Here is a 22,268-nt window from a genome sequence, read left to right as displayed (position 1 = left end):
GCAAGCCCCCTCGCGAACATTCTTGGGTCGCCGAGAGCCCACCCGGGGCGCGAAGCCTCGGGCGGGGTCAGCGCGCCGGGGAGGCTCAGAGCGCGCTCAGCAGGGCCTGCAGCGGCGGCATCAGGGCCGCCAGCTGCGGCTCGTCCAGCCAGGTCGGCATCTGCTGATCCAGCCAGTCCGGGAAGGCCGTGCCGCTGCGCTGCTGGGCCAGCAGGGCGCGGTCCACCGGACCTTCCACCAGCAGCTGGGCCACCGGCACGCCGCGCGGCTCGGGGCCGCAGGCCAGGGCCAGGCGCTGCTGCAGCAGGCCCGTCCCCCAGGGCAGGTCGGCATGGACCAGACCCAGACGGGCCTCACCCAGCCCGTCGCTCGAGGCCAGGGCGGCCAGGGCCGCATCGCTGGCCAGCAGCACGGCGGCCGGCTCGGCGCGCCAGGCCTGCAGGCTGGCGGCCTGCTCTTCAGGGCTCTGGCCCTGGCGCAGACGCTGCACCAGCAGCTTGCGCAGCTTCAGGGCCTGGACCAGGCTGTCCAGCAGGGTCTCGGACTGGGCACAGACCAGCAGGCGGGCGGCCGCAGCGCCCTGCCCTTCCAGCCATTCCTGCTTGAGGGCCAGCAGGGCCTCGACCTTGGCGCTGAGCACATGGCGCGAGCCGGCCGGCAGCAGGCTCAGGGCCTGCAGCAGCTGGCGCTGCTCCTCAGCGCCCAGATAGTTCAGCTGCTGCCAGCGCCCCACCAGGGCGCGCAGCTGGGGCAGCGGGCCGCCCGCTTGCGGCGCGCCACCGGGCTGCAGCCAGCGCTGCTGCACCAGGGCGGCCGGCAGCTGGTGCGCCTGCAGCTCGCGCTTGCGGCGCGAGAGCAGCACGCTCTCCAGGGCCTCGCGCTGGGCGCGCTTGCCGGCCTCGGGCGCCAGGGCACGCAGGGCCGCCAGCGGGCCGCGACGGGCCTCGTCCAGCCAGTCCACCCAGGCCGTCAGGCGCTCGTCGCCCAGGGGCTCGCGCGCCGCAATCAGCAGCAGATGGGGCAGGCTCAGCGCGCGCAGCGCGGCCAGCTGATCGGCGTCCAGCTGGTCCACGCCATCCACGATCAGCAGCTCGGGGCGCTGGCGGCCGTTCAGGGCCTGGGCCGGCACGTTCTCGGCCAGCACCAGGCCGGCCGGGGCCTCGCCCAGCAGGCGCTCCAGATCGCGGCGCCAGGCCGCGTGGCTGGCGGCCGGGGCGATCAGCAGGGCGCGCTCCAGGCCGAAGCGCCGCTGCCACAGGCGCAGGGCTGCCAGCGCGGCCTCACGCTGGCCCAGGCCCAGGTCATCGGCCAGCATGGCACGGCCGGCGCAGACGGCGAACAGCGCCGCCTCCCACTGGTAGGCGGGAATCGCTTCCTTGAGCAGGCCGCTCAGGCCCGTGGGCTCGGCCAGCAGGGGCTCCAGGCGGGCCACGCGGCCCTGGGCGTCGCGCGCCCAGGCCAGCTGGGGCCAGACCGCCGGCTCCACCCGCAGCGGCAGGCCCTGGGCCCGCGCGGCGTCCAGCACCGCCTGCAGCCAGGCATGCGCGCGCTCGGCGGGCAGGCGCAGCAGCTCGTTGAGGCCCTGGCGGGCCAGCTCGCTCACGGCCGCGGGCACGCCCTGGCCGGCCACCCATTGCAGCCAGCGCTGGCCGTCCTGCTCCACCAGCCAGACCTCGGCCTCGCGGGCCGGCCAGCCGGCGTCCAGCTGGGCCACGCGCTCCAGCGGCAGCAGGCTCAGCAAGGCCTCGCCATGCTCGCAGTCGGCCTGCAGGCGGTGGGCGGCGCAGTCGCAGCGCCAGGCCAGCGGCCCCATCAGGCTCAGGCGCATCATGGCGCCGGTCTCGCGGTCCAGCAGCTCGTAGTCGCCGAACACGCTGCTGTCGTCCTCGCGCGGGGCCAGGCTGTAGCGCGGCGGCTCGGCCGGCACCTCGGGCTGGACCTCGGCGGCCTTGGGCTTGCCGGGCTTCTTGCGGGCGGGCTTCTTAGGTGCCTCGACAGGGGTCTCAGCAGGAGTTTCAACAGGGGTATCAGCGAGCGCTTCGGCTTGCTCGACGGCCGGCGCCTCGGCGACCGGCTCGGCCGCCTTCTTGCGGCGGGCGCTGCCGGCACGCTTGGCGGGCGCGGGCGCGGGTTCGGGCGCGACTTCCGGTGCGGGCTCGATCACGGTCTCGGCCACCGGCTCGGCCGGCTTGCTGGCACGCTTGCGCGCCGGGGCCTTCTTCTTGCTTTCGGCGGCCGGCTTCGCGGCAGGCTCGGTCACGGGCTGAACCGGGGTCTCGATCTGGACCTCCGCCACGATCTCGACGACGGGCTCGGCCGGCTTGCGGCTGCGCTTGGTGGCGGCCGTCTTGCCGGCCGGGCTCTTGGGCGCCGCCTTCTTGGCGGGCGGTTTCTCGGCAGACGCTTTCTTGGCCGGCGTCTTGGGGGCAGTCTTCTTGCTGGTGGTGCTCATGATGTATCGGGGTGAGCGGCGTCGGCCGGGGCCGGCGCCGCATGAATGGGGGTGTCTTGTGCGCGGCTTCAGCGGGGCAGGAGTTCGGCGTCCAGCCAGCCGCGCAGACTGTTGAAGAAGGCGAGCCGGCTGGCGCGGGCCAGGTCCTCGCGGCTCAAACGGGCTTCGCGGATGCGGCCCTCGGCCAGCAGCTGCTCGCGCATCACGCCGGGCAGCAGGCCGGCCTGGGCGCGCGGCGTGAGCCACTGTCCGTCGATCTCCAGGGCGATATTGCCGAAGCTGCCCTCGGTCAGCTCGCCGGCCTCATTCCAGAGGATGAGGTCAAAGGCCTGCGTGGGCTTGTCCGCGGCCAGGGCCTCGTAGAGCTCGCGCCGGGTGGTCTTGTGCTGGATGAATTCGGCCGCCGCGCCCTGGCTGGCGATGGGACGCGGCGCCAGGGCCAGGCGCACCGGCTCGGGCGTGGCGGCCAGGGGCAGGACCAGGCTGTCTAGCTTGCCGGCGCGCGAGAGGGTCAGGCGCACGCGCCAGAGCCCCTCGCCATGCTCGCGGGCCAGCTTGTCCAGATAGGCCCGCACGCAGTCACCACACCAGCGCAGGCCAAAGTGGCGGGCGCAGCGCTGCAGGCGCGCCAGGTGCAGCTCCAGGCGGGCATAGGCGCTCCGCTCCAGGCGCAGGGTCTCCAGCGCCGCCACCGGGGCCGCGGCGCGGCTCAGGAAGCGGCGCTTGGCCTGCCACTCGGCCAGCTCGGGCGCCGGCTCGGCATCCAGCGTAATGCCGGAGCCGATGCCGCAGCGCAGCCCGCCATCCGGCCCCTGCTCCACGGTGCGTATGGGCACATTGAAGGTGGCCGTGCCGCCGGGCTGCAGCAGCCCCAGGGCGCCGCAGTACCAGCCGCGCGGCGCGGGGGCTTCCAGCTCACGGATGATCTGCATAGCACGGCGCTTGGGCGCGCCGGTGACCGAGCCGCAGGGAAAGAGCGCCGCAAAAAGCTGGGCCAGGCTGAGCCCGGGCCGGCTCACGGCGGTGACGGTGGAGGTCATCTGCCAGACGGTGGACAGGGCATGCAGCTCGAAGAGCCGCGGCACCCGCACCGACCCGGTCAGGGCCACGCGCGAGAGGTCGTTGCGCAGCAGGTCCACGATCATCAGGTTCTCGGCGCGCTCCTTCTCGCTGGTGCGCAGATGGGCCTGGGCGGCCTCGTCGCCCGCACGGTCGGCGCCGCGCGGGGCCGTGCCCTTCATGGGCTGGGCGGCCAGCAGCCAGGTGCCGGGCTCGCCGCGGCCGGTGTGCTCGTTCTGCGGCAGCGGACGCCAGTCGAAGAAAAGCTCGGGCGAGACGCTGGCCACGCCGCCCTGCCCGCCCTCGCCGCGCATGAAGAGCGCAAAGCCGCCGGGCTGGGCCTCGTGCAGGGCCAGGAAGTAGGCGGCCAGCGCGAAGCCGGGCCCAGCCTCGGCCTGCAGTCGGGTGGTGAGGTTGACCTGGTAGCAGTCGCCCGCGCGTATCCACTCGCGCACCCGCTCGATGGCGGCCGTCTGGGCGCTGGGCTCGCCCCGATCGCGCCAGTCCGAGAGGGGCTGAACCACCGGCTCGGCCTCGGGCCAGGCCTCGGGCTCGGTCTGCCAGATCTGGAACTCGGCCAGCGGGCCTTCAGGCGCCTCGGTCTCCAGACTCGGGTCCAGGGCCGCGGCGGCCTCGTAGCGCAGGCCGCCCAGCACCCAGGCGCCGGCCCGCGCGGCCGCATGGGCGGCCGCGATCACCGCCGGCAGCTCGGCCGCGGTGTGCGCCAGCAGGCGCTGCGCGGGGGGCTCGTAGAAAGCGCCGCGCAGGCGCTCGCCGTCCTCGCGGGACAGCGGGTGCCGGGGAAAGTCGAAAGCCGCCCAGAGCGCTGCGGGGCGGCGGGTACTGCTCATCGCCAGGACAGCGGGCCGTGGAGGATCAGAGGCTCAAAAAGTGCTCGCGGTAGTAGGCGAGCTCATCGATGGACTCGTGGATATCGGCCAGGGCGGTGTGCTTCTGGGCCTTCTTGAAGCCGTCGATGATGCCGGGCTTCCAGCGCCGTGCCAGCTCCTTGAGCGTGGAGACGTCGAGGTTGCGGTAGTGGAAGAAGTCTTCCAGCTGGGGCATGTAGTTGGCCAGGAAGCGGCGGTCCTGGCAGATGCTGTTGCCGCACATGGGCGACTTGCCCTTGGGCACATAGGCCTTGAGGAACTCGATGACCTGGGCGCTGGCCTGCTCCTCCGTGATGGTGGAGGCCTTGACGCGGTCGATCAGGCCGCTCTTGCCGTGCGTGCCCTTGTTCCAGTTGTCCATGGCGTCCAGCGTGGCGTCGCTCTGGTGGATGGCGAACACCGGGCCCTCGACGCGCACGGTCAGATGCGGATCGGTCACCACCACGGCCACCTCGATGATGCGGTCGCGGTCGGGGAACAGGCCGGTCATCTCCAGGTCGATCCAGATCAGGTTCTGGTCGCTGCTGGCCAGCAGGGGGTTCTCGCTCATGGCTTGACTCTCTTTTGAATCCTTGTCTTCAGACGGCGCATTGTCGCAGCCCTACACTCCCGTCCATGCCGTCCGCGAATTTTCTTGTGCTGAATCCCACCGTCCTGAGCTATGTCTTCGCCGCGGCCCTGCTGCTGAGCCTTTTGATCAAGTTCTGGCTCAACGGCCGCCAGGTGCGCCATGTGATGCGCCACCGTGACGCCGTGCCCGCCGCCTTCGCCGCCACCGTGCCGCTGGCGGCCCACCAGAAGGCGGCCGACTACACCGTGGCCCGCGCCCGCTTCGGCCTGCTGAGCCTGGCCTTCAATGCCGCCGTGCTGCTGGGCTGGACCCTGCTGGGCGGCCTGGATCTGCTCAACAGCGCCCTGCACGGCCTGGGCTGGTCGCCCATGGCCTATCAGCTGAGCCTGCTGGCGGCCTTTGCCCTGATCGGCGGCCTGCTGGACCTGCCCTTCGAGCTCTACAGCACCTTCCGCATCGAGCAGCGCTTCGGCTTCAACCGCATGACGTGGAAGCTCTACCTGGCCGACAGCCTCAAGGGCCTGGCCGTGGGCGCCCTGATCGGCCTGCCCATCGCCGCCCTGATCCTGTGGCTGATGGGCGCGGCCGGCCCCTACTGGTGGGCCTGGGCCTGGGGCGCCTGGATGGGCTTCAATCTGCTGATCCTGGTGCTCTACCCCACGGTGATCGCGCCCCTGTTCAACAAGTTCGAGCCCCTGGCCGACGAGAGCCTGCGGCAGCGGGTGCAAGGCCTGATGGCGCGCTGCGGCTTTGCGGCCAAGGGCCTGTTCGTGATGGACGGCAGCCGCCGCTCGGCCCATGGCAATGCCTACTTCACCGGCATCGGCGCGGCCAAGCGCGTGGTCTTCTTCGACACCTTGCTGGCGCGCCTGAACGGCGCCGAGGTGGAGGCGGTGCTGGCCCATGAGCTGGGCCACTTCAAGCACAAGCATGTGCTCAAGCGCATGCTCACCATGTTCGCCCTGAGCCTGGCGGCCTTCGCCCTGCTGGGCTGGCTCTCGGGCCAGCCGGGCTTCTACCTGGCTTTTGGCGTGCAGCCCAATCTGGACGGCCGACTGCCCAACGACGCCCTGGCCCTGCTGCTCTTCCTGCTGGTGCTGCCGGTGTTCGGCTTCTTCTTCACGCCCCTGGGCAGCCTGCTCTCGCGCCGCGACGAGTTCCAGGCCGATGCCTATGCCTGCGCCCAGGCCAGCGGCGCCGACCTGGCCTCGGCCCTGCTCAAGCTGCACGAGGACAATGCCGGCACCCTGACGCCGGACCCGGTGTATGCGCGCTTCTACTACTCGCATCCGCCGGCCAGCGAACGCCTGGCCGCCATTGCCGCCCACTGAACACGCCGAACGAGCCCCGCCATGAATCTTCTGCTTGCCCAATGCACGCCCCAGCGTGAACCCATTCCCGCCGAACAGCTGCCCACCTGGCTGGGTCAGGTGCCCGGCTGGCAGCCGGATGCCGAGAACAAGCTGATCGCCCGTGCCTTCCGCTTCGAGAACTTCTACCAGACCATGGCCTTTGTGAATGCCGTGGCCGAGCTGGCCCATGCCCAGGACCACCATCCCGATCTGATGGTGAGCTATGGCGCCTGCACCGTGAGCTTCAGCACCCACAGCGCCAAGGGGCTGACCAGCAATGACTTCATCTGCGCGGCCCAGGTCTCGGCCCTGCCGGAAGCCGAAGCCGCTCAATGAGCAGCAAGCACGCCCATCTGGATCTGGGCCTGGTGGTGCGCGGCCACGGCCGGCACTACATCGTGGAAGACGCGCAGGGGCAGCGCCATGTCTGCCACCCGCGCGGCAAGAAGAGTGACTGCGTGGTGGGCGACCAGGTGCGCTGGGCGCCCAGCGGCGATGAGGGCGTGATCGAGGCCGTGGAGCCGCGCCGCAATCTGCTGTTCCGCCAGGACGAGTGGAAGACCAAGAGCTTTGCCGCCAATCTGGACCAGCTGCTGGTGCTGGTGGCGGTGGAGCCGGTGTTCAGCGAAAGCCAGCTGGCCCGCGCCCTGATCGCCGCGGAGAGCGCCGGCATCAGCGCCCGCATCGCCCTGAACAAGACCGACCTGCCCGGCGCGGCCGCGGCGCGCGAGCGCCTGCAGCCCTACCGCGATATGGGCATGGAGGTGATGGAGGTGGCGCTCAAGGCCGACCCTGCGGGCTCGCGCGCCCTGCTCACGCCCTGGCTGCAGGGCAAGCGGACCTTTGTGCTGGGCCCCAGCGGCACGGGCAAGAGCACCCTGATCAATCTGCTGGTGCCTGATGCCCAGGCCCAGGTGGGCGATATCTCCCAGGCCCTGAACTCGGGCCGCCACACCACCACCACCACGCAGTGGTACTGGATGGACGAGGCCCAGCCGCGCACCGCCCTGATCGATTCACCGGGTTTCCAGGAGTTCGGCCTCAAGCAGATCGAGCCGGCCCAGCTGCCCCTGCTGATGCCGGATCTGCGCGCCCATGCGGGCGACTGCCGCTTCTACAACTGCACGCACCAGCACGAGCCGGGCTGCGGCGTGATCGCCGCGCTGCAGGCGGGGCAGATCAGCGCCTCGCGCTACCGCATCTACGGTGAGATCCTGGAAGAGCTGAGCCGCCAGCGCTGGTAAGGCCCGGCTCGGTCCTGGCCCGGGTTCAGGGCTCCAGCCGCGCCTGCTCGGGCTTGACCTCGCGCACTTCCACATCCACGACTTCGCCCGCGGGCGCGCGGCGACCGAAGGCACCGCCACCGCCCACGCCAGCGCCGGCCCGGAACTGACGCGCCCGGGCAAAGCCCGAGAGGTCCAGCACCGGCTTGCGGCCGCGGATCAGGCTCCAGATCGTGAGGCCCAGCAGGGTCAGCAGGGCCACGCCCATCAGCGCGAGCACCAGCACCACGGTGGCGACCGCCAGCAGCAGGCGCAGGGCAAACGAAGCGAGGGCAGAGAGCATCAGTGGTTTCTTCCTTGGCCGCTCAGCCGCGACCGACAAAAGGCATAGATGTGGCCATCACCGTCATATTCAAGACATTGGCCGAGAGCGGCAGGGACGCCATATGCAGCAGGGCCTCGGCCACATGCTGGACATCCATGGTGGGCTCCACCGCGATCTGGCCATTGGCCTGGCGAACGCCCTGGGTCATGGGGCGGGCCATCTCCGTCAGGGCATTGCCGATGTCGAGCTGGCCCACGGCGATGTCGAAGGCCCGGCCGTCCAGGGCCAGGGCCTTGCTCAGGCCGCTGATGGCGTGCTTGGTGGCCGTGTAGGGCGCGGAGTTGGGGCGCGGCGCGTAGGCCGAGATCGAACCGTTGTTGATGATGCGGCCGCCACGCGGGTTCTGGCGCTTCATCAGGGCAAAGGCGGCCTGGGCACAGAGAAAGCTGCCGCTGAGGTTCACATCCACCACCGCCTGCCACTGCTCGAAGCTCAGCTCGTCCACCGGCACGGCCGGGGCCGAGAGCCCGGCATTGTTGAAGAGCAGATCCAGGCGGCCGAAGCGCTGCTCCACGGCCGCGAAGATTTCGCGCACCGCCTCGGGCCGGCTCACATCGCCGGCCAGCACCAGGGCGCGCTCGGGCGCTGCCGCAGCGGTCTCGGTCAGCGCCGCCTCGCGCCGACCCACCAGGGCCACGGTCCAGCCCGCGTGCATCAAGGCCTGGGCGCAGGCCCGGCCAATGCCGCTGCCGGCACCGGTGACCAGGGCGTAGCGAGGCGAGGAAACAGCGGGGGAACTCGGGGCGGCAGCGCTCATGGTGTGCTGGGGCAATGAGAGGGGTTCAGCGGCACCACGGGAGCGCCGGAGCCCGCATCATGCACCAACTCACTCGGCGAGCGGGGCGGTGGCCTGGCGGTGGCCCTCGATCAGCACGCGCGGCAGCTGGTGCACCACGGCGGCCTGGCTCTTGCCGACGATGAGCACCGCGGGCAGCTGCTGCAGGCCCTGGGGCTGAGGGCGGGGCTGGGCCGAGGCCTGCAGGGCAGCGCCCAGGCTGGCCACCACCACGGCCGCCAGACCCAGGGAGGCCAGGCCACGCAGGCCGGCGCGGCGGTCGTAGCCGGCCAGGGCGCGCGCGGCGCTGGAGGGGGTGGTGATCAGCGAATTCTTGCGGTTCATGGCGGGCTCCTTGAGGGTGGCTGCCGCGTCTTGGCGGCCTGCGATGGACGCAGTGTCGCGAGCCCCCTGCCCCGCCTCAACAGGCCTGCGACGAAGTGCAGGCCCGCCCGATGAAACGTCGCCCGCGGCGACGAATGCGCGGGTTAACCCCGAGCGAGGACCGCCCCCAGGCCCTGGGCGGTGCGCACCAGCTCATGGCCGGGCGGCACCAGGCGGGGCTGGCCCACCACATCGGCCAGGGGCCGGAACTCACAGCCCTGGCCCTGCCAGCTCAGCAGCTGGCCAAAGCGCCGCGCCACCACGGCCTCCGCCCCCATCACGCCCAGGCGGCTGCCCAGCACCCGGTCAAACGGCGTGGGCTCGCCGCCGCGCTGCAGATGCCCGAGCACCAGGCTGCGCAGCTCCACACCCTCGCCCAGACCGGCCTGCAGGCGCGGGCGCAGGGCTTCCACCGAGGCCGCACCCTCGGCCACGCAGACCACCGCATGGCCCTGGCGGGCCAGCAGGGCCTGGCAGCGCTGCAGCAGCTCGGCCTCCTCAAAGCCCAGCTCGGGCAAGACGATCAGATCGGCCCCACCGGCCAGGCCGCCCTCCAGGGCCAGCCAGCCGGCGGTGCGGCCCATGGCTTCCAGCAGCAGCACCCGGCCATGGCTGGCGGCCGTGGTCTTGAGCCGGCGCAGGGCCTGGGACACCACCTCGACGGCGCTGTCAAAGCCCAGGCTGCGCTCGTTGTGCATCAGGTCGTTGTCGATGGTCTTGGGCAGGCCCAGCACCGGCACGCCCAGGCGGTGAATGCGCTCGGCAATGCTCATGGTGCCGTCGCCGCCCACCACCACCAGGGCGTCCAGGCCGTGGCGCTGGGCGCAGGCCAGCACGCGCTCGGAACAGTCCGCTCCGCCCGCTCCGAAATAGGCAAAGGGATTGGCCTTGTTGTGACAGCCCAGCAGGCTGCCGCCTTCCAGGAGCTGGCCGCGCACGCGCTCGGGGCTCAGCGGCTCGACCCGGTCTTCCAGCAGGCCCAGAAAACCCTGGCGCACGCCGCTGACCCGCAGACCGTGGCGTTCGACCAGGTTCAGGACCAGGCCGCGCAGCAAGGCATTGAGGCCCGAACAGTCCCCGCCGCCGGTCAAGACTCCGATATGCATGTGCGCCACTCCCAGACTTTGTCAATCGCAAGGCCCGGCATGCTGCCACGGGATGGAGGCGGGCTCAAGCCGAGCTACAGTCGAGGCCATGCGCAGTGCCCCGCCCCAGATCCTCTATATCGAAGACAACCCGGTCAATCAGCTGGTCGTGGAGGAACTGGTGGCCCAGCGCCCCCATCTGCAGCTCAGCTGCTCACCCGACGGTGCCAGCGGCCTGGAGGCAGCGCGGCGGCAGCACCCGCAGCTCATCCTGCTGGACATGCAGCTGCCCGATATGGACGGTTACGAGGTGATGCGTCTGCTGCAAGCCGATGCCCTGACGGCCGGCATTCCTTGCATCGCGCTCTCGGCCAATGCCATGCCCGAGGACATACGCCGGGCCCTGGCCGCGGGCTTTGCCGCCTACTGGACCAAGCCCATTGACTTCAAGGCCTTTCTGGCCGGCCTGGACGAGCGCTTTCCGGCCGACGCCTGAGGCGCCGGCCTTCATGGCGCGATAAACCAAACGCTCAGACCAGCAGGCCGCGCCCGCGCAGCATGGGCTGCACCTGGGCATCGCGCCCGCGGAAGGCGCGGTAGGTGGCTCGCGGCTCGCAGCTATTGCCCGCGGCATAGATATGCGTCAGCAGACGCTGGGCCACCTGGGCGTCGAAGGGGTTGCCAGCCTCCTTGAAGGCCTCGTAGCCGTCCGCATCCAGCACCTCGGCCCACATATAGACGTAGTAGCCGGCGGCATAGCCGCTGCCGCTGAAGAGATGCTGGAAGTGCGCCAGGCGGTGATTCATACCGATGGCCGCGGGCAGGCCGTAATCGGCCATGGTCTGGGCCTCGAAAGCGGTGATGTCCGGCCCCTGGGCCTCGGTGCGCGAGTGCACGGCCAGATCCACCAGGGCGCTGGCGGTGTAGCGCACGGTCTCGTAGCCCTGGTTGAAGAGCTCGGCGGCCTTGATCTTGGCCAGCAGGACATCGGGGATGGGCTCGCCGGTCTTGTAGTGGCGGGCGTGCTGCTTGAGCACCTCGGGCTCATTGATCCAGTGCTCGAAGATCTGCGAGGGCAGTTCCACGAAGTCGCGCAGCACCTGGGTGCCCGAGAGGCGCTCGTACTCCACGTCCGAAAGCAGGCCGTGCAGGCCGTGGCCAAATTCGTGGAACAGGGTGCGCGCGTCGTCGAAGGACAGCAGGGTGGGCTCACCCGCCGCGCCCTTGGCGAAGTTGTTGTTGTTCAGGATGATGGGCAGGGCATCGATGCCGTTGCGGGCCTGCCAGCGCAGCGCATTCATCCAGGCGCCGCTGCGCTTGGTGGGGCGGGCAAAGTTGTCCTGCACAAAGACGCCGCGCAAGGCGCCATCCGCGCCCTGCACCTCGTAGACCTTGACGTCGGGGTGGTAGCCCGCCACCTGGGGCCGGGCCAGGAACTTCAGGCCGAAGAGGCGGCCAGCGCAGTCGAACAGGGCCTGCACCATGGCGTCCAGCGAGAAGTAGGGCTTGACCTCGGCATCGTCCAGCTCGTAGCGGGCCTTGCGCACCTTCTCGGCATAGAAGCGCCAGTCCCAGGCCTCCAGCGGGAAGCGGTGATCCAGCGAGGTCATCATGCCCTCGAGCTGCTCGCGCTCGGCGGCAGCGGCCTGCTTGGCCGGCTCCCAGACCTGGTTGAGCAGGCCCAGCACCGCCTCGCGCGAGCCGGCCATGGTGTCGGCCAGGGCGTAGTCGGCATAGCAGGCATGACCATGCAGGCGGGCCTGCTCCTTGCGCAGGGTGAGGATCTCCTGGGCCACGGCGCGGTTGTCGGTGGCGCCGTCCTTCTCGCCCCGGCCGATCCAGGCGCGCCAGGCCTGCTCGCGCAGATCGCGACGCTCGCTGAAGCTCAGGAAGGGCACGATCAGGGAGCGCGAGAGCGTGATCACATGGGCGCTGGCATCCTCGCCCAGGCCGCGGTCCACGGCGGCCTGGCGGGCCGCGGCGCGCACGAAGTCGGGCAGGCCGGCCAGCTCGTCCTCGCTGCGCAGCAGCAGCTGGTAGCTGCTCTCATCGGCCAGCACGTTCTGGCCGAACAGGGTGTGCAGCTCGGCCAGACGCTCCACCACCTGGGCATAGCGGGACTGGGCCTCGCCCTGCAGCTTGGCGCCGGCGCGCACGAAGTCCAGATGGATGCGTTCCAGCAGACGCAGCTGCTCGGGGCTCAGGCGCAGGGCCTGGCGCTCGGCGTACAGCGCGTCCACGCGCTTGAACAGCGCGGCATGCATGTAGACGGCATTGCCATGGGCGGCCAGCGGCGCAGCCAGGGCGCGCTGGGCGGCCTGCAACTCGGGCGAGGTGGCGGAGGCGCCCAGGGTGTAGAAGAGATGCTCCAGGCGCGCCAGCAGGCGGCCGCTGCGGTCAAAGGCCGCGATGGTGTTCTCGAAGCTGGGCGGCTCGGCCTGGGCCGCGATGCGGTCCAGCTCGGCGCGATGCTCGGCCAGGGCAGCCTCGAAGGCCGGGGCGAAATGCGCGGCCTCGATGCGGGCAAAAGGCGGCAGGCCGTAGGGCTGATCGTTCCAGTCTTGCAGCAGGGGATTGGAGGCGGCTTGGCTCATGCTTGTCTCGGGTGATGCCCGCCCTCGTGGGACGGCCTGTTTAGGAAAACGGCGCCGCTCCGGGTCGGGAGAGGCGCCGTGTGCAGCCCGCATTTTGCATGAGGCGGGCCGCCGCTGCAGGCCGGCCCCTGCCTTGGGCTTACTTCTTGTTCAGACCCAGCTCCTTGCGCACCGCGATCTCGTCGGCCTCGTCATAGGGCTTGTTGCTGCACTCGGCCTTCCAGTCATCCACCTCGTCCAGATGGGCTTCGGTGCGGGCCTGCAGCGCCTTGCTGGAGGCGTTGTAGGCCTCGATGCGGGTCTCAAAACCCTTGGCATCGGCGTCGTACTTGTTCTTGCTCTTGTTGAAGGCCTCGATGCGGGCGTCGTGCGCGGCGGCGCGGGCCTTGTAGTCATTGAGCACCTTCTCGGCCTCGGCTCGCTCCATCTTGGCGATCTGCGCCTTGAGGCCTTCCTGGTCCTTGAGCAGGGTTTCGCGCTCGGCCTTGATCTCGCTGGCATTGCTGCTCAGGCCCTGGCCGGCCTGGGTCAGCTCGTCCTTGAGCTTGAGCACGGCGGCGCGCTCCTCGGCATCCGCGGCCTGGGCGGCCTTGATCTCGCGGGCGTCGGTTTCGTTCTTGTCGAAACGCACCAGGCAGGCACGCAGCTCATCGCGCGTCATCAGCTTCTGCTTGGGCTTCTCAACGACCGGGCGGCTGACCTTGTTGTTCTTGGGGTCAACCTTGGCATTGGGGTTGGCGCTGACTTGGGCCAGGGCCGGCAGGGCAGCGACGATCAGGGTGCAGAGCAGGATGCGTTTCATGGGCAGGTCTCGCGGAAATTCGGGGCGTCCGGCCTGTCGCCGGTCGCGCAAACAGGCCGGCATCATGCCATGAGCCCGATAATGCGCGGTTTCGCCCCGCAAGCAGACCGACCGCCATGGCGCTCAAAGCCACCATCCACAAAGCCCAGCTGCAGATCGCCGACATGGACCGCCATGTCTACGGCGAGCACAACCTCACCATCGCCCGCCACCCCTCGGAGACCGACGAGCGCATGATGGTGCGCATCCTGGCCTACGCCCTGCACATCCCGGCCGACGAGCTGCGCGGCCGCCTGGAGTTCACCAAGGGCCTGTCCGAGGTGGACGACCCCGATCTCTGGCAGCTGGACCTCACGGGCGAGGTGGTGCACTGGATCGATCTGGGTCAGCCCGACGAGCGCCGCATCATGAAGGCCCATGGCCGCGCCGAGCAGGTCACCGTGATCAGCTATGCCAGCAGCACCCCGGTGTGGTGGAGCCAGATCGAGAGCAAGCTCACCCGCGCGCCCAAGCTGGCGGTCTGGCAGATTCCGGCCGAACAGTCCCAGGCCCTGATCGCCATGGCCGAGCGCAGCATGCAGCTGCAGGTGATGGTGCAGGACGGCATCATCCAGATGTCCACCCCTAATGCCTCGGTGGAGATCACGCCGCAAGCGCTTAAGCTGCGGGCTGACTGAAGACCGGCGGGCGGGTGGCGCCCTCCGGCCACGCTGAACCGGAGCCCCGATGCCGCAAGACCTGCCCCCCAAGACCGTCGACGCTGACTCCCACGCCGGGAAGACCGTCCATGACGACCCCTATCTCTGGCTGGAAGAGGTGGACAGCGAGCGCGCCCTGAGCTGGGTGCGCGAGCGCAATGCCCAGAGCCTGGCGCGGCTGCAGGACGGCCAGCGCTACCCGGCCCTGCGCCGCGAGTTGCTGGAGGTGCTGAACGCGCGTGACCGCATCCCGCAGATCACCCGCCGCGGCGCCTTCTTCTACAACCTCTGGCAGGACGAGCAGCACAAGCGCGGCCTGTGGCGGCGCTGCACGCTGGACGAGTACCGCCGCCCCGTGCCCGCCTGGGAGACCGTGCTGGACCTGGACGCCCTGGGCGCGGCCGAGGGCGAGAGCTGGGTCTTTGCCGGGGCCGATGCCCTGGGGCCCGACTACCGACGCTGCCTGGTCTCGCTCTCGCGCGGTGGGGCCGATGCCCATGTGGTGCGCGAGTTCGATCTGGTGGACAAGCGCTTCATTGCGGCCTCGGAAGGCGGCTTCGAGCTGCCCGAGGCCAAGAGCCAGGTCGAGTGGATAGACGCCGACACCGTCTATGTGGGCACGGATTTCGGTCCCGACTCGCTCACCGACTCGGGCTATGTGCGCGTGCTCAAGCGCTGGCGCCGCGGCACCCCGCTGGCGCAGGCCCAGACCGTGTTCGAGGGCGAGGCCCAGGATGTGGTGGTCTCGGTGCAGGTGGACCGCCGCCCAGGCTATGAGCGCACGCTCTTCGTGCGCGCCCTGGACTTCTACCGCCAGGCCAGCTTTTTGCTGCAGGCCGATGGCTCGCTGGCCCGGCTGGACCTGCCGGACGATGCCCAGCCGCATTTCTGGGGCCCGCGCCTGCTGATCTCCCTGCGCAGCGACTGGGTGCTGGACGGCCAGACCCATGCCAGCGGCAGCCTGCTGCTGGCCGATGCCGCCGCCTATCTGGCCGGCGAGCGCCGCTTCCAGGCCCTGTTCACGCCCAGCCCCACCCGCTCCCTGGCGGACTACACCCTCACCCGCGAGCATCTGCTGCTCAATGTGTCGGAGAACGTGGCCAGCCGCCTGGAGGAATGGGACTTCCGCAGCACGCCACCGCGCCACCGCCCCGTGCCCGCGCCCTTCCCCGGCACCCTGGGCCTGGCCGCCCTGCACGACGACGAGCTGGCCGAGGACCCGCTGGCCGACCACTATCTGCTGAGCTACACCGACTTCCTCACCCCCGACACCCTGGCCCTGGCCCGCGCCGGGGATGACGCCCGCGAACCGCTCAAGGCGCGACAGCCCCAGTTCGAGGCCGCGGGCATGCGTGCCGAGCAGTTCTTCGCCCGCAGCGCCGACGGCACGGCCGTGCCCTATTTCGTGATCTGGCCGGCCGGTGCGACAGCCGACGGCCGCAACCCCACCCTGCTCTATGGCTATGGCGGTTTCGAGGTCAGCCTGCAGCCCTGGTACTCGGGCGGTTTCGGCCGTGCTTGGTACCAGCGCGGCGGGGTGCTGGTGCTGGCCAATATCCGCGGCGGCGGCGAGTTCGGCCCCGCCTGGCATCAGGCGGCCATCCTCGAGCACAAGCAGAAGAGCTACGAGGACTTCATCGCCGTGGCCGAGGACCTGATCGCCCGCGGCATCAGCCGCCCGGCCCAGCTGGGCATCATGGGCGGCAGCAACGGCGGTCTGCTGGTGGGCGCGGTCAGCATGCAGCGCCCCGAGCTCTTCAATGCCGTGGTCTGCCAGGTGCCCCTGCTGGACATGCGCCGCTACCACCAGCTGCTGGCCGGCGCCTCCTGGACGGCCGAGTACGGCAATCCCGACGAGCCCGCGGACTGGGCCGTGATCTCGCGCTACAGCCCCTACCAGAATGTGCGGGCGGAGCGGCAGTACCCGCGCATCCTCTTCACCACCTCCACGCGCGACGACCGCGTCCACCCCGGCCATGCGCGCAAGATGGCCGCGCGCATGCTGGAGCAGGGCCACGAGATCCTCTACTACGAGAACATCGAGGGCGGCCACGGCGGCGCGGCCGACAACGAGCAGCGCGCCACCTTGCAGGCCCTGGAGTACAGCTACCTCTGGCAGCAGCTGGGCGGGGAGCAGGCATGAAACTCACCGCCTCACAGACCGCCCTGCCGGATGGCGCCCGCGCCATGCTGGATTTCTGGTTCGGCGCGCCCGGCAGCGCCGAGGCCGGGCAGTACCGCAAGGCCTGGTTCATCAAGGATGCCGCCTTCGACGCCCAGATCCTGGGCCGCTTCGCGCCCCTGCTGGAAGCAGCCCTGGCCGGCGGTCTGGCGGACTGGAGCGCGGCCGGGCCCGAAGGCGCGCTGGCGCGCATCCTGCTGCTGGACCAGTTCACCCGCAACAGCTACCGCGGCACGGCCCGCGCCTTCGCCGGCGACCCCCAGGCCCTGGCGCAAGCCCTGAGCCTGGTGGACAGCGGCTTGGACCGCCAGCTCGCGCCGCTGCAGCGCTTCTTTGTCTACCTGCCGCTGGAGCATGCCGAGGACCTCGCCCTGCAGCAGCGCTGTGTGCGCCTCTTCGAGGCCCTGGCCGCCGAGGACGCCCGCCTGGACGGGGCCCTGGACTACGCCCGGCGCCATCACGCGGTCATTGCCCAGTTCGGCCGCTTTCCGCATCGCAACGTGGCCCTGGGCCGCGCCAGCACCGAGGCCGAGCTGGTCTATCTGGCGCAGCCCGGCTCAGGCTTTTAGAGGCGCGGTCTCGGGTTGCCTCAAGCACAAGCGCCTGCGCCTCGCCGCGGCCCCCGTCCCCCGATATAGGTGCCAGGAATCCTCTCATGGGCGTGGCAAGGCAGCCTGCCTAGAATCCGCAGCCGCTTCAGCTCTGAAGCGATACAAGCTTGCTCGCGCTCATGCCACCACACCCCACGCAGGGCCTCTTGTCCCGCCGGTCTCTGTTGAACAGCCTGCTGGGCCTGTGTCCCGGCCTGGCCTGGGCCATGCCAAGCCCCAGCGACGGCGTGGTGCTGACACTCAGCGGGCGGCTGGGACGCAGCAATAGCGAGGGCCGCGCCCTGTTCGACATGGCCATGCTGGCGGCCCTGCCCCAGCACAGCCTGGTGCAGAAGACGCCCTGGTACAGCGGTCCGCGCAAGTTCACCGGCCCCTTGTTGAGGGACGTGCTGGCGGCAGCCCAGGCCCAGGGCCAGCGGATCGACGCCGTGGCCATCAATGACTACAAGGTCAGCATTCCCATGGAGGATGTGCAGAGCTTGCCGGTGATCCTGGCCCGACTGCTCGACGATCAGCCCATGCTGCTGCGCGACAAGGGCCCGCTGTTCGTGATCTACCCCTTCGAAAGCCATCCCCGGCTGCGCAACACGCTGTACTACAGCCGCTGCATCTGGCAGCTCAAGAGCCTGGACGTCCGGTGAACATCACCCACTCGCTCTCACCGCGCCGCCTGCGCCAGCTCGTGGCGGGTCTGGGCTTGCTGCTGCTGCTGGTCTTTGCGAGTTCGGGCCTGCTGCAGTCTCGTCAGCTGGAGCTGCTGAACGCCAGCCGCCAGTACCAGGACGACTACCTCGTCTGGAGCGTGTTCCAGTACGAGGTCGAGTATCTGAAACTGCGCAGCCTGCTGGCCGAGAGCCTGCAGCGGGGGGACGCGCCTTCCGCCCAGGCCGCCGCAGAGCGCTTCGAAATCTTTGTGAGCCGACTGGGGCTGATCGAGGGCGAGCACACCGCCAAGGTGCTGGGAGCCCACGCAGGCTACAGGCAGATGATCAGCGACAGCCGCACCCTGGTGAGCTGGGCCGATGCCCTGCCGCTGGACGCCAGGCTGATCCAAGAGCAGCCCGAGCTGGTGCGAGCCATGCAGCAAAAGCTAGCCCGGCTGGCCCCGCTGATCGCCGAGCTCTCGGTGACGGCGTCCCATCATGTGGCGGAGCAGGTCAATGCCCGCACCGATCTGGTTCGCAAGCAGAGCAGCCTGAGCCTGGGTCTGACCCTGCTGCAATGCGCCCTGGCCCTGGGCCTGGCGGTGGTGGTCATGCTCCAGCTGCGCAGCCTTGCGCGCCATGGGCGCCGGCAACGTGCCCTGAGCCGGCGGCTGCGCAAGGCGCGCCGGGCGGCAGAGGCTGGCAGCCGCGCCAAGAGCACATTCCTGGCCAATATGAGCCATGAGCTGCGCACCCCGCTGCATGGGCTGCTGGGCATGCTGGAATTGCTCAGGGAGTCGCGACTAGATGATGTGCAGCGCCTGCGTCTGCGGGCCGCACAGGACTCGGCCCGGCATCTGCTGACCATACTCAATGACATCCTGGATCTCTCCAAGATGGAGGCCGGTGCACTCAGCATCCAGAACGGCCCCTTGCAGCCCGCGCGGCTGCTGCGCGAGCTGGACGAGGCCTGCCATGCCCTGGCACGCGCCAAGCAGCTGGGATTGAGCTTCGAGCTGGATGCCCGCCTGCCGCCCTGGATCCTGGCCGACGCCACAAGACTGCGGCAGATCCTGCTCAATCTGCTGAGCAATGCCATCAAGTTCACCGATCAGGGGCAGGTCACGCTGCGCCTGGACCTGGGCACGGACGCCCAAGGACAGCCCAGGCTGCATGCTCAGGTGCGGGACAGCGGCATCGGCATGGACGAGGCCCTGCTCGGCCGGCTGTTCCAGCGCTTCAGCCAGGGTGACGACAGCAGTTCGCGCCGCCACGGCGGCACGGGTCTGGGCCTGGAAATCTCCCGCAATCTGGCCCGCGCCATGGGCGGCGACATACGGGTCAGCAGCCAGGCCGGACAGGGGTCCTGCTTTCTGCTGGATCTGCCCTTGCATGCTTGTGAGGCGCCGGTGCCGGAGCTGGACGCCCCCGCCAGGGCGACGACGGCGACTGAACGCCCCCTGCGCATCCTGGTCGCCGAAGACCATGCCACCAACCGCCTCTATCTGGAGGCGGTGCTGGAGCAACTCGGCCACAAGGCCTGTTTCTGCAGCCACGGCTTCGAGGCCTTGCAGCAGTTCTCGCGGCAGGACTTCGACTTGGTGCTGATGGATCTGCACATGCCGGTCATGGATGGCTACGCCGCGAGCGCCGCCATGCGCGCCCTGCCCGGACGCAAGGGGCAGACGCCCATCGTGGCGCTGTCGGCCGATGCATTTGCGGATTCGCGGCGCCGGGCCCTTCAGGCGGGCATGAGCGAATTCCTGGCCAAGCCCCTGGATCTGCAGGCCCTGTCGGCCTTGCTCGAGCGGCTCTCGCGACAGGAGACCTCGACCCCGGCTGCAGCGCCACAGGCCGGCAAGCCCCCTTCTTCAAGTGAAAGCGTGCCCGCAGGGGCCCAGGCAGCGGAGTTCGACGAGGGCGTCCTGCGGAATCTGGTGCGCCATCTGCCCCCCAAGAAGGTGCCCGGGCTATATCAGTGCTTTGTGCGCGAGCTGCCCGAGAGCCTGGAGCGCCTCGAGGTCGCCCTGCTGGAGCCCGATACCGAAACCCTTCGCGCCACCGCCCACGCACTCAAGGGCGCCAGCGCCAATCTGGGCCTCAAGGGGGTCTGCCGTGCGGCACGGGAGTTGGAGCGGGCCGTGCATGAAGGGGCCGATGCCCCGGTCCTGCTGCAGACCACGCAGCGCCTCAGAGAGGCCATGGAGCGCAGCACAAGCCTGTGCGCCGAGCGCGGGCTGCTGTGAGCAGCCTCAGCTCAGGCGGGCTCGCAAGGCGTGGCGCTTACAGCAGCACCGGCTCGGGCTCCAGGCGGATGCCGAAGCGGCCATAGACGCTTTCCTGGATGGCGCGTGCCAGGGTCACGACCTCGGCGCCGCGCGCCTCGCCCCGGTTGACCAGGACCAGGGCCTGGCGCTCGTAGACCGCCGCGCCCCCCACGGTCTTGCCCTTCCAGCCGCAGGCATCGATCAGCCAACCCGCGGCCAGCTTCACCGTGCCGTCCGGCATGGGGTAGTGCACGATGCCGGGGTCGCGGCCGATGATGTCGCGGCACTGCTCCTCGCTCACCACCGGGTTCTTGAAAAAGCTGCCGGCATTGCCGATCCGGGCCGGGTCGGGCAGCTTGGCGCGGCGGATCTCGCAGACCCAGTCAAAGATCTGGCGGGCATCCGGCGCCGTGATGCCGGTCTCGGCCATCTTGCGCTGCAGGTCCAGATAGTCGAGCTGGGGCTGCCAGGGTCGGGGCAGGCGAAAGCGCACGCGGGTGATCACGCTCTTGCCCGCCAAGCCACCGAAGACGGCCTCGCCGTCCTGCTTGAACACGCTGTCGCGATAGCCGAAACGGCAGACGGCCGCCGGCAGCAGGGCCGTGCGGCCGGTGACCAGATCCACCGCATCCAGACTCTCGAACCGGTCCTTGAGCTCGATGCCATAGGCGCCGATGTTCTGCACCGGCGCCGCGCCCACGGTGCCGGGGATCAGGGCCAGATTCTCCAGCCCGGGATAACCCTGCTCGATGGTCCAGCTCACCAGATCGTGCCAGCGCACACCCGCGCCGGCCTCCACGATCCAGGCGTCCTCGCGGGTTTCCAGCAGGCGGACGCCGGGAATCTCCATCTTCAGCACCACGGCCTGCACATCGCGGGTGAGCACGATATTGCTGCCGCCGCCCAGCACGAACTTGGGCGCGCGGCCCAGCTCGGGGTGATCCACCACACGGCGTACATCGGCCTCCTCGCGGATGCGCACCAGGCGCTCGGCCAGGGCAGGAAGGCCGAAACTGTTGTAGGACTTGAGGTTGACATCCCTCTCCAGCAGCAGGGCCGGCGAGTTCGGGGGATTTACAGCGTGGTCGGGCATGGCAGAATTTTCGCCGATCAAGGGCAGTCCGCCCGCACAGAAAACCGATATGCCTAGTTTTGATACCGTTCTCGAGCCCGATATGGTCAAGGTCCGCAATAGCGTGGACGCCAGCGCCAAGGAAATTTCCACCCGCTTCGACTTCAAGGGCACCAGCGCCAGCATCGAGTTCAAGGACAAGGAAAAAGAGATCCACGCCACCGGCGATGCCGAGTTCCAGCTCGAACAGATCGAGGGTGTGCTCTATGCCAAGCTCACAAAGCAGGGCGTGGTGCTGGGCTTTGTGGACAAGCAGGAGAAGATCGAGAAGCTCGGCGGTGACCGCGTCAAGCAGGTCTACAAGATCAAGTCCGGCCTGGAGGCCGCGGAAGCCAAAAAGGTCGTGGCCGCCATCAAGAACAGCAAGCTCAAGGTGCAGGCCGCCATCGAGGGCGATATCGTGCGCATCACCGGCAAAAGCCTGGACGATCTGCAAGCCGCCCAGGGCGTGCTGCGCAAGGAGCTGGCGGACCTGCCGCTAAGCTTCGACAACTACCGAAAGTAAGCCACATGATGCGTGCCCCCGCCTTGCTGCTCTCCGGTCTGGCAATGGCCGGCGCATCGGGGGCCCAAAACGTCAGCTTCAATGGCAGCCTGGGTCAGAAGGCCGCCCTGCTGGTGATTGACGGGCAGCCGACGACCGTCAACGTCGGCCAGCGGGTTCGGGGCGTCACGCTGCTGAGCCTCGAGGGTGAGCAGATCGTGGTTGAACTTGAGGGCGGTCGTCGCCAGAGCCTGACCCTGGGCAGCACACCCACCCGGGTCGGCGCTGCGGCGCAGAGCACGCCCCAGGCACGATCCATTGTGCTGAGCTCGGGCCCGGGCGGGCACTTCATCACCCAAGGCACCATCAACAACCGGGCCACACAGTTCTTGGTCGATACCGGCGCCACCACGGTCTCCCTGGCCCAGGCCGAAGCCGAGCGCCTGGGCCTGAAGTTCAGCGAGGGGCGGCGCGTCATGACACAAACCGCCAATGGCGTGGTGCCCGCCCATGTCTTGCAGCTGGCCAGCGTGCGCGTGGGCGATGTGGAGATCCACAATGTGGATGCCATCGTCGTGCCCGGTCAGATGAGCCATGTGCTGCTGGGCAACAGCTTCCTCAACCGCTTCCAGATGCGCCGCGAGAACGACACGCTGACCCTGCAGCTGCGCTACTGAC

At 69.7% G+C, this 22,268-nt stretch carries 21 protein-coding genes; 11 read left to right on the top strand and 10 right to left on the bottom strand.

Going from position 1 to position 22,268, the window contains the following annotated elements:
- Window positions 1-85 precede the first annotated feature (85 nt).
- The 3 genes from DFR39_RS06840 to orn all read right to left on the bottom strand — a co-directional run bounded on the left by DFR39_RS06840 (window position 86) and on the right by orn (window position 4,951).
- Window positions 86-2,452, bottom strand: a complete 2,367-nt coding sequence (locus DFR39_RS06840) for a hypothetical protein (protein ID WP_133602786.1) — start codon at window positions 2,450-2,452, stop codon at window positions 86-88.
- A 68-nt stretch (window positions 2,453-2,520) separates the two neighbouring features.
- Entirely contained in the window at window positions 2,521-4,362 is a 1,842-nt protein-coding gene (locus DFR39_RS06835; protein WP_133602785.1) for a chorismate-binding protein, read from the bottom strand.
- A 25-nt stretch (window positions 4,363-4,387) separates the two neighbouring features.
- Window positions 4,388-4,951: an oligoribonuclease gene (gene orn / locus DFR39_RS06830; RefSeq protein ID WP_133602784.1), complete on the bottom strand. Its 564-nt coding sequence runs from the start codon at window positions 4,949-4,951 to the stop codon at window positions 4,388-4,390.
- 65 nt (window positions 4,952-5,016) lie between these two features.
- Between orn and DFR39_RS06825 the strand changes: the two genes are divergently transcribed.
- The 3 genes from DFR39_RS06825 to rsgA are packed head-to-tail and all read left to right on the top strand — an operon-like array spanning window position 5,017 to window position 7,568.
- Window positions 5,017-6,303: a M48 family metallopeptidase gene (locus tag DFR39_RS06825; RefSeq protein ID WP_133602783.1), complete on the top strand. Its 1,287-nt coding sequence runs from the start codon at window positions 5,017-5,019 to the stop codon at window positions 6,301-6,303.
- A 21-nt stretch (window positions 6,304-6,324) separates the two neighbouring features.
- Entirely contained in the window at window positions 6,325-6,660 is a 336-nt protein-coding gene (locus tag DFR39_RS06820) for a 4a-hydroxytetrahydrobiopterin dehydratase (protein ID WP_133602782.1), read from the top strand.
- Complete coding sequence (rsgA, locus tag DFR39_RS06815) at window positions 6,612-7,568, top strand: ribosome small subunit-dependent GTPase A (RefSeq protein WP_409846155.1); 957 nt, start codon at window positions 6,612-6,614, stop codon at window positions 7,566-7,568. The genes DFR39_RS06820 and rsgA overlap by 49 nt, the downstream gene beginning before the upstream one ends.
- Window positions 7,569-7,593: 25 nt before the next feature.
- Here rsgA and DFR39_RS06810 read toward each other — a convergent pair whose 3' ends face one another.
- From DFR39_RS06810 to DFR39_RS06795, 4 genes are all read right to left on the bottom strand, one after another.
- A complete protein-coding gene (locus DFR39_RS06810) occupies window positions 7,594-7,890 on the bottom strand; it encodes a hypothetical protein (RefSeq protein WP_133602780.1) in 297 nt (98 codons plus the stop codon).
- 22 nt (window positions 7,891-7,912) lie between these two features.
- Window positions 7,913-8,689 carry an SDR family oxidoreductase gene (locus DFR39_RS06805; RefSeq protein ID WP_133602779.1) on the bottom strand — a complete coding sequence of 259 codons (777 nt, stop codon included), beginning with the start codon at window positions 8,687-8,689 and terminating at the stop codon, window positions 7,913-7,915.
- A 69-nt stretch (window positions 8,690-8,758) separates the two neighbouring features.
- On the bottom strand, window positions 8,759-9,052 hold the full coding sequence (locus DFR39_RS06800; protein WP_133602778.1) for a hypothetical protein: 294 nt from the start codon (window positions 9,050-9,052) through the stop codon (window positions 8,759-8,761).
- Between the two features lie 143 nt (window positions 9,053-9,195).
- Window positions 9,196-10,197 carry a 6-phosphofructokinase gene (locus DFR39_RS06795; RefSeq protein WP_133602777.1) on the bottom strand — a complete coding sequence of 334 codons (1,002 nt, stop codon included), beginning with the start codon at window positions 10,195-10,197 and terminating at the stop codon, window positions 9,196-9,198.
- An 88-nt stretch (window positions 10,198-10,285) separates the two neighbouring features.
- On the opposite strand from DFR39_RS06795, the gene DFR39_RS06790 reads away from it, so the two are divergent.
- Window positions 10,286-10,672, top strand: a complete 387-nt coding sequence (locus DFR39_RS06790; protein WP_246030723.1) for a response regulator — start codon at window positions 10,286-10,288, stop codon at window positions 10,670-10,672.
- A gap of 34 nt (window positions 10,673-10,706) precedes the next feature.
- Here DFR39_RS06790 and DFR39_RS06785 read toward each other — a convergent pair whose 3' ends face one another.
- Together DFR39_RS06785 and DFR39_RS06780 are read right to left on the bottom strand one after the other, a co-directional pair.
- The gene (locus tag DFR39_RS06785) at window positions 10,707-12,770 is read right to left on the bottom strand and encodes a M3 family metallopeptidase (RefSeq protein WP_133602775.1); all 2,064 of its coding nucleotides are present in this window, start codon (window positions 12,768-12,770) and stop codon (window positions 10,707-10,709) included.
- A gap of 139 nt (window positions 12,771-12,909) precedes the next feature.
- On the bottom strand, window positions 12,910-13,572 hold the full coding sequence (locus tag DFR39_RS06780) for a hypothetical protein (protein WP_133602774.1): 663 nt from the start codon (window positions 13,570-13,572) through the stop codon (window positions 12,910-12,912).
- A gap of 116 nt (window positions 13,573-13,688) precedes the next feature.
- Here DFR39_RS06780 and DFR39_RS06775 point away from each other — a divergent pair, with 116 nt between their 5' ends.
- The 5 genes from DFR39_RS06775 (at window position 13,689) to DFR39_RS06755 (ending at window position 19,953) form a co-directional block, all read left to right on the top strand.
- A complete protein-coding gene (locus tag DFR39_RS06775; protein ID WP_133602773.1) occupies window positions 13,689-14,249 on the top strand; it encodes a YaeQ family protein in 561 nt (186 codons plus the stop codon).
- A gap of 49 nt (window positions 14,250-14,298) precedes the next feature.
- On the top strand, window positions 14,299-16,413 hold the full coding sequence (locus DFR39_RS06770; RefSeq protein WP_133602772.1) for a prolyl oligopeptidase family serine peptidase: 2,115 nt from the start codon (window positions 14,299-14,301) through the stop codon (window positions 16,411-16,413).
- Window positions 16,410-17,021 carry a DUF924 family protein gene (locus DFR39_RS06765; RefSeq protein WP_133602771.1) on the top strand — a complete coding sequence of 204 codons (612 nt, stop codon included), beginning with the start codon at window positions 16,410-16,412 and terminating at the stop codon, window positions 17,019-17,021. Before DFR39_RS06770 ends, DFR39_RS06765 begins: the two co-directional genes overlap by 4 nt.
- A gap of 206 nt (window positions 17,022-17,227) precedes the next feature.
- Entirely contained in the window at window positions 17,228-17,704 is a 477-nt protein-coding gene (locus tag DFR39_RS06760) for a putative pterin-binding protein (protein ID WP_246030722.1), read from the top strand.
- Window positions 17,701-19,953, top strand: coding sequence for an ATP-binding protein (locus DFR39_RS06755; RefSeq protein WP_133602770.1), 2,253 nt, complete (start codon window positions 17,701-17,703; stop codon window positions 19,951-19,953). Before DFR39_RS06760 ends, DFR39_RS06755 begins: the two co-directional genes overlap by 4 nt.
- A gap of 37 nt (window positions 19,954-19,990) precedes the next feature.
- Here the strand turns inward: DFR39_RS06755 and murB are convergent, their stop codons facing one another.
- Window positions 19,991-21,028: a UDP-N-acetylmuramate dehydrogenase gene (murB, locus tag DFR39_RS06750; RefSeq protein WP_133602989.1), complete on the bottom strand. Its 1,038-nt coding sequence runs from the start codon at window positions 21,026-21,028 to the stop codon at window positions 19,991-19,993.
- An 88-nt stretch (window positions 21,029-21,116) separates the two neighbouring features.
- Between murB and DFR39_RS06745 the strand changes: the two genes are divergently transcribed.
- Window positions 21,117-21,611 (top strand): YajQ family cyclic di-GMP-binding protein, encoded by a 495-nt coding sequence (locus DFR39_RS06745; protein ID WP_133602769.1) that lies wholly within the window; start codon window positions 21,117-21,119, stop codon window positions 21,609-21,611.
- Window positions 21,612-21,616: 5 nt separating this feature from the next.
- Window positions 21,617-22,267: a retropepsin-like aspartic protease family protein gene (locus DFR39_RS06740; RefSeq protein WP_246030721.1), complete on the top strand. Its 651-nt coding sequence runs from the start codon at window positions 21,617-21,619 to the stop codon at window positions 22,265-22,267.
- The last annotated feature ends 1 nt before the right edge of the window (window position 22,268 follow it).

The sequence above is a fragment of the Roseateles asaccharophilus genome, assembly GCF_004362405.1.
In the GTDB taxonomy this organism is placed as follows: domain Bacteria; phylum Pseudomonadota; class Gammaproteobacteria; order Burkholderiales; family Burkholderiaceae_C; genus Kinneretia; species Kinneretia asaccharophila.
This window is presented reverse-complemented; position numbering and strand designations above follow the sequence as displayed.

Excerpts from the sequence above, each read along its gene's own strand:
- DFR39_RS06780 (WP_133602774.1), bottom strand. The coding sequence starts at position 13,572 with ATGAAACGCATCCTGCTCTGCACCCTGATCGTCGCTGCCCTGCCGGCC.
- DFR39_RS06790 (WP_246030723.1), top strand. The coding sequence starts at position 10,286 with ATGCGCAGTGCCCCGCCCCAGATCCTCTATATCGAAGACAACCCGGTC.
- DFR39_RS06795 (WP_133602777.1), bottom strand. The coding sequence starts at position 10,197 with ATGCATATCGGAGTCTTGACCGGCGGCGGGGACTGTTCGGGCCTCAAT.
- DFR39_RS06775 (WP_133602773.1), top strand. The coding sequence starts at position 13,689 with ATGGCGCTCAAAGCCACCATCCACAAAGCCCAGCTGCAGATCGCCGAC.
- orn (WP_133602784.1), bottom strand. The coding sequence starts at position 4,951 with ATGAGCGAGAACCCCCTGCTGGCCAGCAGCGACCAGAACCTGATCTGG.
- DFR39_RS06840 (WP_133602786.1), bottom strand. The coding sequence starts at position 2,452 with ATGAGCACCACCAGCAAGAAGACTGCCCCCAAGACGCCGGCCAAGAAA.
- DFR39_RS06770 (WP_133602772.1), top strand. The coding sequence starts at position 14,299 with ATGCCGCAAGACCTGCCCCCCAAGACCGTCGACGCTGACTCCCACGCC.
- DFR39_RS06740 (WP_246030721.1), top strand. The coding sequence starts at position 21,617 with ATGATGCGTGCCCCCGCCTTGCTGCTCTCCGGTCTGGCAATGGCCGGC.
- DFR39_RS06765 (WP_133602771.1), top strand. The coding sequence starts at position 16,410 with ATGAAACTCACCGCCTCACAGACCGCCCTGCCGGATGGCGCCCGCGCC.
- DFR39_RS06835 (WP_133602785.1), bottom strand. The coding sequence starts at position 4,362 with ATGAGCAGTACCCGCCGCCCCGCAGCGCTCTGGGCGGCTTTCGACTTT.
- DFR39_RS06800 (WP_133602778.1), bottom strand. The coding sequence starts at position 9,052 with ATGAACCGCAAGAATTCGCTGATCACCACCCCCTCCAGCGCCGCGCGC.
- DFR39_RS06820 (WP_133602782.1), top strand. The coding sequence starts at position 6,325 with ATGAATCTTCTGCTTGCCCAATGCACGCCCCAGCGTGAACCCATTCCC.
- DFR39_RS06745 (WP_133602769.1), top strand. The coding sequence starts at position 21,117 with ATGCCTAGTTTTGATACCGTTCTCGAGCCCGATATGGTCAAGGTCCGC.
- DFR39_RS06810 (WP_133602780.1), bottom strand. The coding sequence starts at position 7,890 with ATGCTCTCTGCCCTCGCTTCGTTTGCCCTGCGCCTGCTGCTGGCGGTC.
- DFR39_RS06825 (WP_133602783.1), top strand. The coding sequence starts at position 5,017 with ATGCCGTCCGCGAATTTTCTTGTGCTGAATCCCACCGTCCTGAGCTAT.
- DFR39_RS06805 (WP_133602779.1), bottom strand. The coding sequence starts at position 8,689 with ATGAGCGCTGCCGCCCCGAGTTCCCCCGCTGTTTCCTCGCCTCGCTAC.
- DFR39_RS06785 (WP_133602775.1), bottom strand. The coding sequence starts at position 12,770 with ATGAGCCAAGCCGCCTCCAATCCCCTGCTGCAAGACTGGAACGATCAG.